At 34.8% G+C, this 15,682-nt stretch carries 16 protein-coding genes and 1 pseudogene; 16 read left to right on the top strand and 1 reads right to left on the bottom strand.

The features are described 5' to 3' along the window. Nucleotides 1-9: 9 nt before the first annotated feature. Together V7Z48_RS03015 and V7Z48_RS03010 are read left to right on the top strand one after the other, a co-directional pair. A complete protein-coding gene (locus tag V7Z48_RS03015) occupies nt 10-618 on the top strand; it encodes a DUF4254 domain-containing protein (protein WP_334111912.1) in 609 nt (202 codons plus the stop codon). A gap of 37 nt (nt 619-655) precedes the next feature. After that, nucleotides 656-1,684 carry a glycosyltransferase family 9 protein gene (locus V7Z48_RS03010; protein WP_334111911.1) on the top strand — a complete coding sequence of 343 codons (1,029 nt, stop codon included), beginning with the start codon at nt 656-658 and terminating at the stop codon, nt 1,682-1,684. Nucleotides 1,685-1,706: 22 nt separating this feature from the next. Here the strand turns inward: V7Z48_RS03010 and V7Z48_RS03005 are convergent, their stop codons facing one another. Further along, complete coding sequence (locus V7Z48_RS03005; protein ID WP_334111910.1) at nt 1,707-2,762, bottom strand: ferredoxin--NADP reductase; 1,056 nt, start codon at nt 2,760-2,762, stop codon at nt 1,707-1,709. A 112-nt stretch (nt 2,763-2,874) separates the two neighbouring features. Here V7Z48_RS03005 and V7Z48_RS03000 point away from each other — a divergent pair, with 112 nt between their 5' ends. The 14 genes and pseudogenes from V7Z48_RS03000 to V7Z48_RS02935 all read left to right on the top strand — a co-directional run. Then, on the top strand, nt 2,875-3,207 hold the full coding sequence (locus V7Z48_RS03000; protein WP_334111909.1) for a PadR family transcriptional regulator: 333 nt from the start codon (nt 2,875-2,877) through the stop codon (nt 3,205-3,207). Between the two features lie 3 nt (nt 3,208-3,210). After that, on the top strand, nt 3,211-3,861 hold the full coding sequence (locus V7Z48_RS02995; RefSeq protein WP_334111908.1) for a hypothetical protein: 651 nt from the start codon (nt 3,211-3,213) through the stop codon (nt 3,859-3,861). Between the two features lies 1 nt (nt 3,862). Next, nucleotides 3,863-4,588 carry a hypothetical protein gene (locus V7Z48_RS02990; RefSeq protein ID WP_334111907.1) on the top strand — a complete coding sequence of 242 codons (726 nt, stop codon included), beginning with the start codon at nt 3,863-3,865 and terminating at the stop codon, nt 4,586-4,588. A gap of 55 nt (nt 4,589-4,643) precedes the next feature. After that, nucleotides 4,644-6,125, top strand: a complete 1,482-nt coding sequence (locus V7Z48_RS02985; protein ID WP_334111906.1) for a DUF5687 family protein — start codon at nt 4,644-4,646, stop codon at nt 6,123-6,125. An 11-nt stretch (nt 6,126-6,136) separates the two neighbouring features. Further along, complete coding sequence (locus tag V7Z48_RS02980) at nt 6,137-6,853, top strand: ABC transporter ATP-binding protein (RefSeq protein WP_334111905.1); 717 nt, start codon at nt 6,137-6,139, stop codon at nt 6,851-6,853. Between the two features lie 149 nt (nt 6,854-7,002). After that, nucleotides 7,003-9,558: a type IX secretion system periplasmic lipoprotein PorW/SprE gene (gene porW, locus V7Z48_RS02975; protein ID WP_334111904.1), complete on the top strand. Its 2,556-nt coding sequence runs from the start codon at nt 7,003-7,005 to the stop codon at nt 9,556-9,558. A 17-nt stretch (nt 9,559-9,575) separates the two neighbouring features. After that, complete coding sequence (locus tag V7Z48_RS02970; protein WP_334111903.1) at nt 9,576-10,001, top strand: bactofilin family protein; 426 nt, start codon at nt 9,576-9,578, stop codon at nt 9,999-10,001. A 327-nt stretch (nt 10,002-10,328) separates the two neighbouring features. After that, the gene (locus tag V7Z48_RS02965) at nt 10,329-11,747 is read left to right on the top strand and encodes a T9SS type A sorting domain-containing protein (RefSeq protein ID WP_334111902.1); all 1,419 of its coding nucleotides are present in this window, start codon (nt 10,329-10,331) and stop codon (nt 11,745-11,747) included. A gap of 395 nt (nt 11,748-12,142) precedes the next feature. Further along, on the top strand, nt 12,143-12,541 hold the full coding sequence (locus tag V7Z48_RS02960; RefSeq protein ID WP_334111901.1) for a hypothetical protein: 399 nt from the start codon (nt 12,143-12,145) through the stop codon (nt 12,539-12,541). 114 nt (nt 12,542-12,655) lie between these two features. Beyond that, nucleotides 12,656-13,756 carry a F0F1 ATP synthase subunit A gene (gene atpB, locus V7Z48_RS02955; RefSeq protein WP_334111900.1) on the top strand — a complete coding sequence of 367 codons (1,101 nt, stop codon included), beginning with the start codon at nt 12,656-12,658 and terminating at the stop codon, nt 13,754-13,756. Nucleotides 13,757-13,775: 19 nt separating this feature from the next. Then, nucleotides 13,776-13,985 (top strand): ATP synthase F0 subunit C, encoded by a 210-nt coding sequence (gene atpE / locus V7Z48_RS02950; RefSeq protein WP_334111899.1) that lies wholly within the window; start codon nt 13,776-13,778, stop codon nt 13,983-13,985. Between the two features lie 77 nt (nt 13,986-14,062). Beyond that, nucleotides 14,063-14,557 (top strand): F0F1 ATP synthase subunit B, encoded by a 495-nt coding sequence (locus V7Z48_RS02945; protein ID WP_334111898.1) that lies wholly within the window; start codon nt 14,063-14,065, stop codon nt 14,555-14,557. A gap of 7 nt (nt 14,558-14,564) precedes the next feature. Then, nucleotides 14,565-15,101, top strand: a complete 537-nt coding sequence (gene atpH / locus V7Z48_RS02940) for an ATP synthase F1 subunit delta (protein ID WP_334111897.1) — start codon at nt 14,565-14,567, stop codon at nt 15,099-15,101. A 30-nt stretch (nt 15,102-15,131) separates the two neighbouring features. Then, nucleotides 15,132-15,682, top strand: a pseudogene (locus V7Z48_RS02935) (F0F1 ATP synthase subunit alpha); the annotation flags it as partial.

Below are 15,682 nucleotides of genomic sequence, written 5' to 3'. Positions count from 1 at the left end.
TTTATCATTATGTTTTCTACCAAAGCCAATACAATATTTCAAGACGTTATTAAAACCTATCATATTAAAGACAGCGTAGACCAATCTTTCAAGAATATTTACAACGATAAAACACATTTGTTGGAGCATTTACTTTACAGAAAATGTTGGATAGATACCGTACAATGGCATTACGAAGACATAATCCGAAATCCAAATATCGATCCAGTGGCGGCTTTAAAATTGAAACGACAAATTGACGCTTCTAACCAAGACAGAACGGATATGGTGGAATATATTGACAGTTATTTTTTAAGTCTATACACCGATGTAAAACCAAAGGAAAATGCTACTATTAATACCGAAAGTCCAGCTTGGGGCATAGACCGGTTATCAATTCTAGCTTTGAAAGTATTTCATATGGAACAGGAAGCCACTCGTGTTGATGCTACTGAAGCACACAGATCGGCTTGCCATCAAAAATTAACCATTTTGTTAGAGCAACGTACCGATTTATCAACCGCTATCGATACTTTATTAGAGGATATCAAAAATGGCGACAAGTATATGAAGGTGTACAAACAAATGAAAATGTACAACGACGAGGAGCTGAATCCAGTATTGCGTTCGCAGAAATAATCCCCGCGGAAGCAGGTTTATCATCAATTAAATTGCAATGTTCAAACCAAAGCACATTCTGATAATTAGATTGTCGGCCATGGGAGATGTAGCTATGTTGGTTCCCGTTTTAAGCGCTTTACGATTGCGGTATCCCGATTTAAAAATTTCGGTACTTACCAAAGGTTTTTTTGCGCCATTCTTTAGGAATATTGAAAACATCAATATTATAAACGCCGATTTGAAAGGAAGACATAAAGGTGTATTGGGACTTTTGAAACTTTCTAAAGAACTAAAAAAGCTGAATATTGATGCTGTAGCCGATTGTCATAATGTGTTGCGCAGCAAAATTTTGAAGGTGTTTTTATCAGGATATCCATGCGTGCAAATCAATAAAGGTCGCGCAGAAAAAAAAGCACTCACAAGCGGTGAGAAATTCCAACAACTCAAAACTACGCATCAACGTTACGCTGATGTTTTTGGCCAATTAGATTTTCCTGTCGATTTGACAAATCCTGTTTTTCCAAAAGCTGCCGATTTAAATCCATCTACAAAATCATTAATTAATTCAGAAAAAAAAGATTGGATAGCCATTGCGCCATTTGCGGCTTTTGAAAGTAAGAGCTACCCATTAGATCAAATGAAAGAAGTAATATCGAAACTTTCAAAAGAGTATGCAGTTTTGCTGTTTGGAGGCGGTGAAATAGAAATAGCACTCTTAAACTCGATTGAACAGAAAACCGAAAATGTTACCAACTTAGCCGGCAAACTTTCGCTTTCACAAGAAATGGATGTGATTTCCAATTGCAAGTTAATGATTTCCATGGATTCTGGTAACGCACATATCGCAGCCATGCTTGGTGTAAAAGTGTTGACTTTATGGGGCGTGACACATCCCTTTGCAGGCTTTTTTCCATTTAATCAAGATATTGGAAATGCTTTATTGGCAGATAGAACTTTATACCCAAAAATACCGACTTCGGTATATGGCAATAAATTTCCAAAAGGTTATGAGCATGCGATAGCTTCGATTTCTACTTCCACTATTATCGAAAAAGTCAACAGTTTATTGACTAAAAATTACTAAAAGCAAAAGTGCTCGTCAGTAATTAAATATCATCATAATCTACAAAAACAACTGGGCTTGTCGGTTGTGCTTGACACGTGAGTATCAAGCCTTCGGCGACTTCGCTTTCAGTTAAAATATTGTTTTGTCGCATTTTGGCAGTCCCTTCAGTCAGGCGCGCCACGCAACTACTGCAAATACCACCTTGACAGGAATAAGGCGCGTCTACATTTTGTTTTAGGGCAGCCTCTAAAATGGTTTGAGATTGCGACATTGTAAATTCAGTTTCCTCATCGTCCACCAGTATTTTTATTTTAGTCTCACCCTCTACACCTTCGGTAATGGGGGTTTCAGTAATGGCCGAGGCTGTAAACAGTTCAAATAAAATTTGTTTGGGTTTGATGTTATTTTCAGTCAAAACCGATTTCACGGTTTCAATCATTTCCTCAGGTCCACAGAGATAAAAGGATTCAATCGTTACATCTTTGTACTTATTTTTTAAAATGAGGTTCACGGTACTTTTTTCAATGCGTCCAAACAAGGCATTTTCTGCTCTTGCTGCACTGTACACATATTGAATATGAAGTCTGTTTCCGTAACGCGATTTCAATTGCTGAAGTTGTTCAAAAAACATGGTTTCTTCAGGAGTTTTATTACCAAAAACCAGAATGAAATTACTAAAAGGCTCGTCTTCTAACAGGGTTTTGGCAATACTTAAAATTGGTGTGATGCCACTGCCAGCTGCAAAAGCCGCAATGGTTCTGGTTTTATCAGCATGTGGTTCAAAAGTAAAACGGCCATTAGGCGGCATAACCTCGATTGATTCACCTACTTGCATTTTGGTATTCGCATAATTTGAAAAAGTGCCGTTTTCAATTGCCTTAACCGAAATACTCAAATCACCACTTCCAACAGACGAACAGATGGAATAATCGCGTCGTAATTCGTTACCATTGATGGTTGTTTTGAGGGTGATATATTGGCCAGCTTTAAATGAAAACTCTTGTTTTAAGGCTTCGGGAATTTCAAATGTTAGTTTTACAGATTTATTTGTAAGACGCTCAATTGCTTGAATTTTTAAGGTGTAAAATTGTGACATAGCAAATTTTTACTGCAAAAATAAGGAAGGGATTGTTTTATTTAGATAAATAAAAACTTAAATTTTACTTAAGACTTATATGCATAAGAAATTTATGTATATTTGTTTTGTCATGAGTAATTCAAAATTATATAAGGGAAGTTTAAATACCATTATTTTAAAGTTGTTAAGTCAGCATGATAAAATGTACGGTTATGAAATTACGCAGAAAGTAAAGGCCTTAACAAAAGGTGAGTTAAATATTACAGAAGGCGCTTTGTATCCTGCATTGCACAAACTCGAAGCCGGAGGATTGTTGGATGTGGAAGTGGCAAAAGTTGACAACCGCATGCGAAAATACTACAAACTCACCGAAAGCGGCACTAAAGAAACTGTTATTAAAATGGAGGCTTTGGCCGATTATATAAATACCATGCAGGCACTTTTACACCCTAAATTGGCCTAGGATATGATGAAGTTGAATCCTACTGAAATAAAGTTTATTGACACCTATTTAGAAAATTCTGAGGTGAATTTTGCCGATATTAGAATGGAGATGGTAGACCACGTCGCTTCCGATATAGAGTCTGAAATTAATGCTGGAGACTCCAGATCATTCTATGATATTTTCAAAGATTATATGCTGGCAAATAAAGCCACACTTTTAAAAAACAACAAACAATTTATTAAAGCAACGGACAAAAAATTGATAAAATTAGTATTTAAGACGATGTTGTCGTGGCAAAGCTTCGGGTTTTATTTAATATCCTTTATGTTTCTCTATATATTGGCAATCAACTTGAATCAACAAAAACTTCATCAATGGTTTTCAGTATTACCGTTAATTACATTTTTAACACTTGGCGCATTATATTTTGGTTATTTCAGAATTTTAAAACTAGATCGATTTTCAGCAATTGAACGCATGGGATTTGTTTATTTTATGTGTTTTCATGCGTTTCATTTGGTATCAATGATTACCGAAAATGCTTTTGAAAAGCTAGATCAGCTCTATTTACTGTTGTTTGTTAATTGTGGAATGGTTATCATGTTTAGCATATTATTAGTTACAGTTAGGTTAATTCAAGAATACAAACGAAACTATAAAATGGTTGCCTAGTATGTTTAAGCTTTCAGAAAATCAAATACAGCAGCTTTATAAATTTACTGAACAACATTATGTGGAATGGTATGATGTACAAACCGAGTTGGTAGATCATTTGGCCAATGGTATTGAACATCAAATTGGTCTAAATCCAGAATTGAGTTTTGAATCTGCTTTAAATAATGAGTTTAAAAAATTTGGCGTGCTTGGTTTTTCTGAAGTGGTAGAGCAAAAAACCAACGCTCTGAACAAGCATTATAGGCGATTGGTGTTGCAGAGTTTTAGAGCGTATTTTAAACTTCCTAAAATCTTATTGACTATTGTTTTGGTCTTGGCATTATGGCAGATTTTATACATTTCTGATTTTAATTTTAAAATGTTCATTATAATTGGCTTTCTGATTGTTTTTCAATTTATTTTGATTCGTTATTTATACATTAAATCTCGAAAAAATAAAAAAATGGTAAAACTAACAGGCAAAAAACTGCTCATAAATAAAACCTTATTAGGCTTAGGTGATTTACTGCAAATTGCTAATACATTTTTAGTATATCCCATTTCTTTTGCGAGCATTCACAATAGTGATTTTTTGTTTTTAGAAAATCCCATTTATCAATTTACAATTACCGCTTCGATGGTATTCTTAACTATTATTCTTTTTGTTAGCATAAAAGTTGTCCCCGAAAAACTTCTCCATATTGTAATTCAACAACATCCACAATATAAATCTATGCTTTTGTAACATTTTCTACTACAAGTATACCAATAGTTGTTTTAATGTCAATAATTCTACAAGTATGACGATTAAGCATTTTTTAAACCTCGAGTGGAAGCAGTTTTTCAGATCTTCACATTGGCAAAAAAGCATTGCATTAAACATAGTTTTGGTGTTTTTTGCTTTGTATTTTATGCTATCATTTTTGGTTCTAGGGTTTGCAGTAGTGCCACTACTAGTAAAATTTGCGCCAGAGCAAGAGGTGTTTGTTGTGCTAAACAGTTATTTGTTTTATTGGATTCTCGCCGAATTATTTATTAGATTTTTCTTTCAAAAACTGCCAGTTATGTCGGTTAAACCTTTACTTACTTTAAATGTGAAACGCTCTAAAGTGGTGCATTACGTTTTAGGGAAATCGGCGTTATCATTCTTTAATATTTTGCCCTTATTTGCAACCATTCCCTGTGGTATCATGCTGATGGTAGAAGGTTATTCAGTTAGTCTGGCTTTAGCTTGGATTGTAATCTTACTGTTAATTTCGTTAACTATAAACTTTATCAATTTTATTATAGAAAGCTATTCGGCAGAATCTGAATTGTCGTTTTTACCAATAGTAGTGCTTTTAAGCTTGTTGTTTGGGCTCAATTACTTCAACATCATCTCATTTACTAGCATTATTGGAAGCGGTATCATCTATTTGGCTAACAATCCAATTTTTATTTTAGTGTTATTGGCCTGTTTGATATTGGTATATAACTTCAATTTTAAAATCCTTAGGCAAAAACTGTATTTAGATAGTTCATTAAAATCAAAAGTGCAAGAAGTTAATGCGGCAAACCTAGCATGGACCGAACGCTTTGGAGATATTGCACCCTTTATGCAGCTCGATTTAAAACTAATTTGGCGAAACAAACGCACTAAGTCTTCAGCCTTATTAATGGTGGTTGGGCTTTTGTACGGTTTGTTTTTTTATCCTCAACCAATGTATGCAGACATGGTTTACATTTTCCCCTTTATAGGCATTTTTGTTACGGGCATATTTTTAATCAACTTCGGCCAGTTTATTCCAGCTTGGGACAGCGGATATTACAAATTGCTGATGAGTCAGAATATAAAATACGAGCAGTACCTACGCTCTAAGTTTGTGCTGATGTCTTTGAGTGTAATCGTAATGTTTGTGTTAAGCATTCCCTATGTATTTTTTGGTTGGAAAATTTTAGTGGCACATTTTGCGGCTGCTATTTACAATATTGGTGTTAACACACATGTGATGCTTTATGGGGGTTCTTTTAACCGAAAAAAAATAGACCTTAATCAGCGCGCAGCATTTAATTATCAAGGCACTGGCGCGGTACAGTGGATTATTGGAATTCCGTTAATGATACTGCCCGTGTTGATATTTGCACTGTTTTATTTGCTGATTAATTTTGAAGCCGGTATTGCTGTGCTAATTTTATTGGGGGTTTTAGGCTTAGTATTTCACAAAAAATTGATGAAATATATAACCCAACGATATATCAATTCAAAACACGTTATGATTAATGCATTTAGTCAAGAAAATTAATACCACAAATTATGATTTCAACCACAAACCTTTCAAAATCATATAACGGCACAACCGTTTTAAAAATAGACCAATTAGAAATCCCAAAGGGTCAAAGCTTTGGTTTGGTTGGTAACAATGGCGCAGGAAAAACCACTTATTTCTCATTGCTTTTAGACTTAATTAAACCAACAACCGGTAGTATAACTTCCAACGAAATTGTGGTTTCAGAAAGTGAAGATTGGAAACCATTCACATCGGCATTTATCGATGAAAGCTTTTTAATTGGATACCTAACTCCTGAAGAATATTTTTATTTCATCGGCGATTTAAGAGGTCAAAACAAAGCCGACGTGGATGCAACTATTTCAAAATTTGAAGATTTTTTTCATGGTGAAATATTAAATCAGAAGAAATACTTACGAGATTTAAGTAAAGGGAACCAGAAAAAAGTTGGTATTGTAGCGGCACTTATTGGAAATCCTGAGATAATTATTCTAGATGAACCTTTTGCAAATTTAGATCCAACAACCCAAATTAGACTTAAAGGCATTATTAAAGATTTAGCTCAAAAACAAGGTGTAACAGTTTTAGTGTCTAGCCATGATCTGCTTCATGTTACAGATGTTTGCGAAAGAATTGTTGTGCTTGAAAAAGGTGAAGTAGTTAAAGACCTCGAAACCAACGAGGCTACATTAAAAGATTTGGAAGCACATTTTTCTGGCGCTTCAGCCGTTGAATTGGAGTAGTTTTTGGGGTTTTTTAATTGATTTAAGGTGTAAATGTTAATCTGTAAATTGAATTTTTCAAGTCATAATTGAAAAAGATGCTTATTTTTACAGCAAAACATACTAAAACAGGTTACTTTTAGTTATATAAACACCAATTAATATCTACATTGAAATCATCATTAAAACTCATATTGTGTTGTTTGTCTCTTATTTTGGCGGTGCAAAGTTGCTCTCGTAAAAAAGACAAATGGCTTAACCGTAACTTTCATGCCATGGGAACGAAATACAATGTGCTTTATAATGGAAACATTGCGCTACAAGCAGGTATTGACGGTGTAAACGACGCCTATTCCGAAAATTTCTGGGAGATTTTACCAGTGGAACGCATGCAAGTTACCGACGAAATTCAAAAACCAGGCGAATCTAAAAATGCCGACTTTGAACGTGCCGAAGAAAAAGCCATTAAAGCCGTGCAAACGCACGATATGGTAATTAAAGGCAAAGAAAAAAATCCTCAAATTGATGAAGCTTATTTGCTTTTGGGACAAGCCAGATATTACGACCAGCGTTTTATTCCAGCGTTAGAAGCATTTAATTATATTCTTTTTAAATATCCAACCAGCGATAAAATTAATACAGCCAAAGTATGGCGTGAAAAAACTAATATTAGGTTAGACAATAACGAACTGGCTATTAAAAACCTAAAGCAACTTATTGACGAAGAGCCATTAAGTCAACAAGATCTAGCAGACGCCACCGCCATTATGGCTCAGGCCTACATGAATATGGATGCTAAAGAATTGGCATTAGAGCAATTAAAAATCGCATTAAGTAACACAAAGAGTCACAACGAAAGGGCGCGGTATTATTATATTTCGGCTCAGTTATATGAAGAATTTGAGCAAATAGACAGTGCCAATGTTAACTATGATAGAATCATAGAAATGCACCGAAAAATTCCTAGACCATTTTATATCAACGCCCATTTATCTAAAATTCGACTCACGGATTTGGACAATTATAACCGTTTAGAATTTCAGGAATATATTGAAGACCTTGAAGAAAACCGCGAAAACCGTCCGTTTCTTGGTAAAATATATTATCAAATTGCTCAATACTACCAAAACATTGAATCTGATTCGATAGCGGAAGTTTATTATAACAAATCCTTAAGGTCACCTACTACCGAGCAAAAGTTAAAAGCTTTAGATTACAGCATACTAGGCGACATGAATTTTGATCGTTCACAATATAAAATAGCTGGCGCTTATTACGATAGTACCTTAGCAAATTATGAACCCAATACAAGAATTCATAGACTTTTTAAACGCAAAAGAGATAATTTAGAGGATGTAATTTTTTATGAAGACATAGCCCAACGCAACGATAGTATTTTGAATCTCGTTTCACTTTCGGAAGCCGATAGACTTGCTTTATTCACCGAAATGGTTGAGAAAATCAAGCAAAAAGATGAAGCCTTAAAAAGGGAACAAGAAGCTTCTAAACGCGATAATACAGGAATTACCCAATCTATAGCCGGAGCACCTCAAGGCAGAGCAGCTGTAGATACAGAAAAACAAGAAAGCAGCTTTTACTTCTATAATCAAACTTCGGTTGCCTTCGGAAAAAATGAATTTTTAAAAATTTGGGGAGAACGAAGTCTAGAAGACAATTGGCGTTTATCAACTAAAGGCGGCGGAGCAGCTAGCAGTATTTCTGCTGAAGACGAACTGGCCGCGAGCGCAACTGATGAAGAGCGTTACGATGTGAATTTTTACTTGTCTAAAATCCCTTCAGAAGAACGAGAAATAGACAGTATTGCTAAAGACCGTAATTTTGCCTACTACCAACTAGGCATTATTTATAAGGAAAAGTTTAAAGAAAATTTGCTTGCTAAAAATAAACTTCAACAATTACTTGAAAACAATCCAGAGGAACGTTTAGTCTTACCAGCCAAGTATAACCTGTTCAAGATTTACGAAGAGCTTAATTTAACTGATGAAGCTGCTATTGCGAAGGCCGATATTTTATCTAAATACCCAGACTCTAGATATGCTGAATTATTAAGAAATCCACGTGCAGCCTTAGGTATTGACGAAAATAGTCCAGAGAACGTTTACGAAAATTTATACACCTTGTTTAATGATCAAAAATATGCCGAGGTAATTACCAAGTGCGAAAAGGCGACTTTTGATTTTGACGGTGGCGACATGGTGCCAAAATTTGAAATTCTAAAATCAGCAGCAAAAGGCCGATTAGAAGGATTTGAAGCATATAAAGAAGGCGTGAATTATGTGGCACTAAATTATCCAAACACCGATGAAGGCAAGCGCGCTGCTACACTCATGCAAACTGCCATTCCAATACTTGAAAAAAAGGAATGGAAAAACGAAGAAGAAGCCACCAATTTTTATGTTGTTTATCAAATTGAAAATGCCGCAGACCAAGAAATCGAAGATTTTATGGCCTTGTTAGACAAAAAGGTCGCGGGAATCAATTACTACAATCTTACCACTTCAAAAGACGTTTACAACAGAAACACTACCTTTGTGGTAGTACATGGTTTAAAAAGTATAAATGGCGCAAAAGGGTTTACACAAATTTTAAATGATGATAAAAAGGAAAAGCAGAAAATAACCAAACCATATTTTGCCATCTCCTCAGAGAACTACGCCATTTTGCAACGACATAAAAACCTGAATGCTTATTTAGAATTACCTTAATTATAAGATTTTAATACATGTTTTCCTCTAATTCAAAAAAACCAACAGCCATGGAAGTAACCACTCAACAAAACATAATTGCTGAAGGAACCACAATAATCGGTGATATTGTTAGCGAAGGACCATTTAGAATAGATGGTAAAATTGAAGGCAATATCAAAACGAACGGAAAAATTGTAGTAGGGAAAAGCGGATTTATAAAAGGCACTTTAGAAGGCGATACAGTCGATTTTGAAGGTAAATTTTCTGGGAAGCTAATCCTTTCGGGGACACTTTCGTTAAAATCCACTGCGCATATTGAAGGTGAAGTTATCGTTAGCAAGCTTGCGGTAGATCCCGGCGCAACCTTTAACGCTACGTGTAGCATGAAAGGTGCTGTGAAGGCCTTAAATAATGAGAATTTAAAACAAACTACGAATTCAGGTTCCGAAAAAACAGCTTAAAATTGCTTATTTCAATTTGTTGTTTGATAATTGTATAACACTGCAATAATTAACACGCATTTTTCTTTATTATTTTTTTTAAAAGTTGATATTTTAAAAGACCGTTCTTTAAAAATTGTTGCTAAAAACCAAACACTTCTTCAAAATATATAGGTCTCTCTTAAGTTCATTTTATTGACCAAATCTGATATTTCACCTCTTTTTTGATAAATTTTATTGTATCCTGGGCAATTTGCTTGTATTGTGTGATTTGAAATTCTCAAAGCAGCATGATGACATTTTCATTTTCATCCGATAAGATATATAACTATAAAAAATTATTAAAAGATGAATAGAAAATTACTGTTATGTCTATTGCCAATTTTGAGTCTTGGTCAACCCGGAAGTCTTGATACTTCCTTCGATCCCGGGACAGGAGCTAATAATTGGGTATGGAGCAACGCGATTCAAAGCGATGGAAAAATTCTTATTGGCGGAGATTTTACTTCTTATAGCGGAACGGCATCAAACCGACTTGCACGACTTAACGCGGACGGAAGTCTTGATGCTGATTTTGATGTGGGAACTGGTGCGAATAATAGAGTTCAGATGATAGCAACGCAAAGCGATGGAAAAATTCTTATTGCTGGATATTTTACTTTATATAACGGAACGGCAATAAACCGCATTGCACGTTTAAATTCAGACGCAAGCCTTGACACTTCCTTTAATTTAGGAACAGGTGCAAATTTACCAGTCTTCGCACTTACTATTCAAAACGATGGAAAAATTCTTATTGGAGGGCAATTTACATCATTCAATGGGACAGCAATAAACCGAATTGCGAGAATTAATGAAGATGGAAGTCTTGACGATACTTTTGACCCTGGATTAGCAGCGAATTTTCCAGTGGAGACAATCTCTGTTCAAAATGATGGAAAGATAATTGTGGTAGGAGGTTTCACTATTTTTAATGGAATATCAAGAAACAGGGTTGTAAGACTAAATTCAGATGGTAGCGTAGATGATTCTTTTAACCCTGGTATTGGGGCGAATGCATGGATTTATTCGTGCTCTATTCAAAGTGATGGGAAAATTATCCTTGGAGGAGAATTCACCTCTTTTAACGGAATTGAAAGAAACCGTATCGTACGTCTTAATTCTGATGGTGGCCTTGATAATGATTTTGTTCCTGGAACAGGATCTAACGATTGGGTTTATAGAACACTTATTCAAAGTGACGACAAAATTATTATTGGCGGACCTTTTACTTCTTTTAATGGAATTTCAAGAAGCCGTATTGCACGACTTAATTCAGACGGCAGTCTAGATAATTTATTTGACCCTGGTACTGGAACAAGTAATACCGGTGCTATAAACTGGGTTTTTACTATTTCCATTCAAAACGATGAAAAAATATTTATTGGAGGTGCTTTTATTTCTTATAACGGTACAACCAGAAACAATATCGCGCGTATTTTTACAGAAGATAATTTAGGAATAAATGAGTTGACAAACGATACTAAAAAGTTCATTCTATATCCCAATCCATTTAGCGATGTTGCTACATTAATCACAAAAAGTGAATTAAATAATGCAACATTGACACTTTACAATTCTGCTGGGCAAATTGTGAAGGAAACAAAAAACATTTCAGGACACACAACTCTTTTAAATCGGGATCATTTGCCTGCCGGATTGTATTTCATTAAAATGTCTTGTGACAATCAAATATTGATAACTGATAAAATTTTAATTGTAGATTAAATGGTTGTGGAAACATAAAGAGACTTTGTAATTGCATCTCAATAAATGAAAGTAGTAAAATTCAATTAAAGTAAGTATATCAGTTGAATTATTATGACAACAATTCAGTTTTAAAAAGAATTGCAAAAGCTTATATCTGTTTTTCAATTAATTCATCATAATTTACGATTCTCTGCAAAAGGGGGTAAATAAATATCGTAAATCATTTTATAGAACCATATCCGAAATTTAAGTTAAGACCTCTGGGTAAAAAGTATAAATAATATTGAAATAATTACCGGTTCAATAAATTATAAGCTTATAATATTATGGCAAGAGTTAGTATGTGAAATGCGTTTATTTGAGATTCGTTATCTATAAATTGTATTTTTGCAATTGCAACTCAAATATCTGAAATGAATCCCGACTTTAAAAAACGCCAGTTAAGCTTTCTTCTTCAAATAATTTCAATTTCAGTTTTGCTTTTTACGGTTCATCAATATATACTGCATTATTTTGCCAGTTCGGTTTTTTTATTTTTTCCACTTTGGCATATTTATATTTTTCACATTTTGGTTGCAATGGTTATTTATACCATTATTAACTATCGATATTCTAATGGTAAAACCGAAATTTTCACCTTATTTATGGGTATCACTATTATTAAAATGATTTTAGCAATATTGTTTTTATTACCGTTATTACTTTCGGATTTCGTCAGGAAACAACCAGACGTTTTCAATTTCTTTATTCCTTATTTTATCTATTTGTTTTTGGAAGTGTTTTACGTGACAAAATTTCTTCAGAAAAAGTAAAAACAACACCCCTTTTTTCAACCTAAAACAATGCGAAAATATATGTTTGTCAATTCATTTTATGTATGTACATTTGCAGCGAATTTAAAACGAGGTATTTTTAATCAAAATATAATGGCGTTAAACACCTTAAAACATTTATTTTTATTGGCCTTTTTCATGGTTTTTTCCACAGCAACTTTTGCTTTAGAAAGCTCAGATGAAAAGGAGAGTGAAAAGTTTGATCCTAAAGAGATGATCATGCATCACGTGAAAGATGCTTACGGAATGCATATTCTTACCTTAAATGAAGGTAAAGAAAATGAATCGCATGTCACTATTCCACTCCCAATCATTTTATGGTCCGACAATGGTTTAACAACGTTTATGTCTTCAGAATTTCATCATGATTACAATGGTAAAGTTGTGGTTGAAAAGAACGGTAACAAGTTCGTTAATTTTCACGAAAAAATTTACCAATTAAACGAAGGAGAAACAGCATTGAGTTTTGATGAAGAGCATCATCCGTTAAACGCAGGTAAGCCGTTAGATTTTTCGATTACCCGAAACGTATTTATGATGTGGGTTTCTGTATTAGTTCTTTTATTAATTTTCATCACCACAGCAAAAAAATATAAAAATAACAACAGTAAACTTCCAAAAGGTATTGCTGGCTTTATAGAGCCATTGGTGCTGTTCGTTAGAGACGAAATCGCCAAACCAATGATAGGTGAGCATAAATACCATCGCTTTATGCCTTTTTTACTCACCATATTCTTTTTTATTTGGATTAATAACATTTTTGGACTTATTCCAATTTTAAATGGTGCGAACTTGAGTGGTAATATTGCATTCACCATGACCATGGCTTTGTTTACATTTGTGATTACAACATTTAGCGGTAATAAAAATTATTGGAAACATATTTTCTGGATGCCAGGTGTGCCTGTTCCGATGAAAATATTTTTGATGCCTATTGAAATCGTTGGGATGTTTGTAAAACCAATTTCACTAATGATTCGTTTGTTCGCCAATATCACTGCAGGGCACATTATTGTTTTGGCATTAATGTCGTTGATTTTCATTTTTGAAACTGTATGGGTTTCACCGGTATCAGTTTTATTTTCATTATTTATTATTATTATAGAAATTGTTGTTACAGCAATTCAAGCCTATATATTTACAATATTGTCAGCCCTTTATATTGGTATGGCAACGCAAGAAGAGCATCATTAATTAATTTAAATTTTATATTATGACTATTACAGGAATTGCAGCTTTAGGAGCTGGTATCGCAGTGATTGGAGCTGGGATGGGTATTGGACGTATTGGTGGTTCAGCAATGGATGCCATGGCTCGCCAGCCTGAAATCCAAGGTAAGATTCAAACTTCTGCGCTTATTCTTGCAGCTTTCGTTGAGGCGGTTGCATTATTTGGCGTGGTAGTGGCCTTATTACAAGGATAATTATCTAAATGAACACAGAAGTAACGGTTGGTTGCTTCTGTGTTTTTAATAAAATTTAATTAAAAAAAAACAAAGAAATGGATTTAATAACTCCTGGTCTCGGCTTAGTGTTTTGGAGTGCGATTACTTTTTTAGTGTTGTTGCTAATACTAAGAAAATTTGCATGGAAACCAATTCTTGGCGCCGTTAGCGAAAGAGAAGAAGGCATTAAAAGCGCCTTGGCCTCTGCTGAAGATGCACGTAGAGAAATGGAAAACCTCCAAGCCGACAACGAACGCATTCTAAAAGAAGCCCGTGCCGAACGCGAATCAATGCTCAAAGAAGCAAGAGAGATAAAAAATAAACTTATAGCTGACGCGAAAGAAGAAGCACAAGTGCAAGCCAACAATATGATTGCCCAAGCACAGGCTGCAATTATTGGTGAGAAAAAAGCGGCTATGGCCGAACTTAGAAATCAAGTGGCCAGCCTTTCAATTGAAATCGCAGAAAAGGTTGTCCGTGCCGAGTTAGCTAATAAAGAAAAACAAATGTCGTTGGTAGAATCAATGTTGAGCGACGCAAAACTAAATTAATTAATACATGTCAGGATCAAGAGCAGCAGCACGCTATGCAAAAGCACTTTTATCATTAGCTTCCGACAAAGGTTTGGCAGAAGCAGTTCATAATGATATGACGCTTATTGCTGCTACTATAGAAAAGAGTCACGACTTAAGAGAAACGCTTTTAAGTCCTGTAGTAAATGCGTCTGATAAACAAGCGGTGATAAAGCTTGTTTTTAAAGATGTAAGTGCACAAACCACAAGCTTGTTTGATTTGTTATTTACAAATAATCGCATCCCAATCCTGTCGCACATCGCAATAGCTTACAACAAACAATACAATAAAAAAATAGGTTTAGAGCAAGTTACTGTTACAACAGCAACCGCTCTTACACCAGAACTCGAGGCTAAAGTATTAGCCAAAGTAAAAACCTTAACACCTAATAAGGTGATAATTGAAAATGTTATAGACGAAAACATCATTGGTGGTTTTGTCTTACGCGTTGGAGATGTTGAGTACAATGCTAGTATAGCCAATCAGCTTGCTAAGCTAAAACGAGAATTGACATTAAATTAAAATAATAGTTATCTACATAAATATATTAAGATGGCAGAAGTAAAACCAGCTGAAATTTCAGCAATTTTAAAACAACAACTTTCAGGTTTTGAATCGAGCGCTTCGTTAGATGAGGTTGGAACAGTACTTACCGTTGGCGATGGTATTGTTAGAGCCTACGGACTTTCAAATGCACAATACGGCGAATTAGTGGAATTTGAAGGCGGTTTAGAAGGCATCGTTCTTAACCTAGAACAAGACAATGTGGGTATCGTATTGTTAGGTCATTCAAAATTAATAAAAGAAGGATCTACTGTAAAACGAACCGAAAGAATTGCCTCTATCAATGTTGGTGAAGGTATTGTTGGACGTGTGGTAGATACTTTAGGAAGTCCAATTGACGGTAAAGGTGCTATTGAAGGAACCACTTACGAAATGCCACTAGAGCGTAAAGCACCTGGTGTAATTTTCCGTGAGCCTGTAACGGAACCGCTTCAAACGGGCATTAAAGCAATTGATGCTATGATTCCTGTAGGTCGTGGACAACGTGAGTTGGTAATTGGCGACCGTCAAACTGGTAAAACAACAGTTTGTATTGACAC

Origin of the sequence: Paucihalobacter sp. (genome assembly GCF_036825875.1) — a bacterium.
Taxonomy (GTDB): domain Bacteria; phylum Bacteroidota; class Bacteroidia; order Flavobacteriales; family Flavobacteriaceae; genus Paucihalobacter.
The sequence above is the reverse complement of the archived record's forward strand: the minus strand, read 5'-3'. Positions and strand labels throughout refer to the sequence as shown.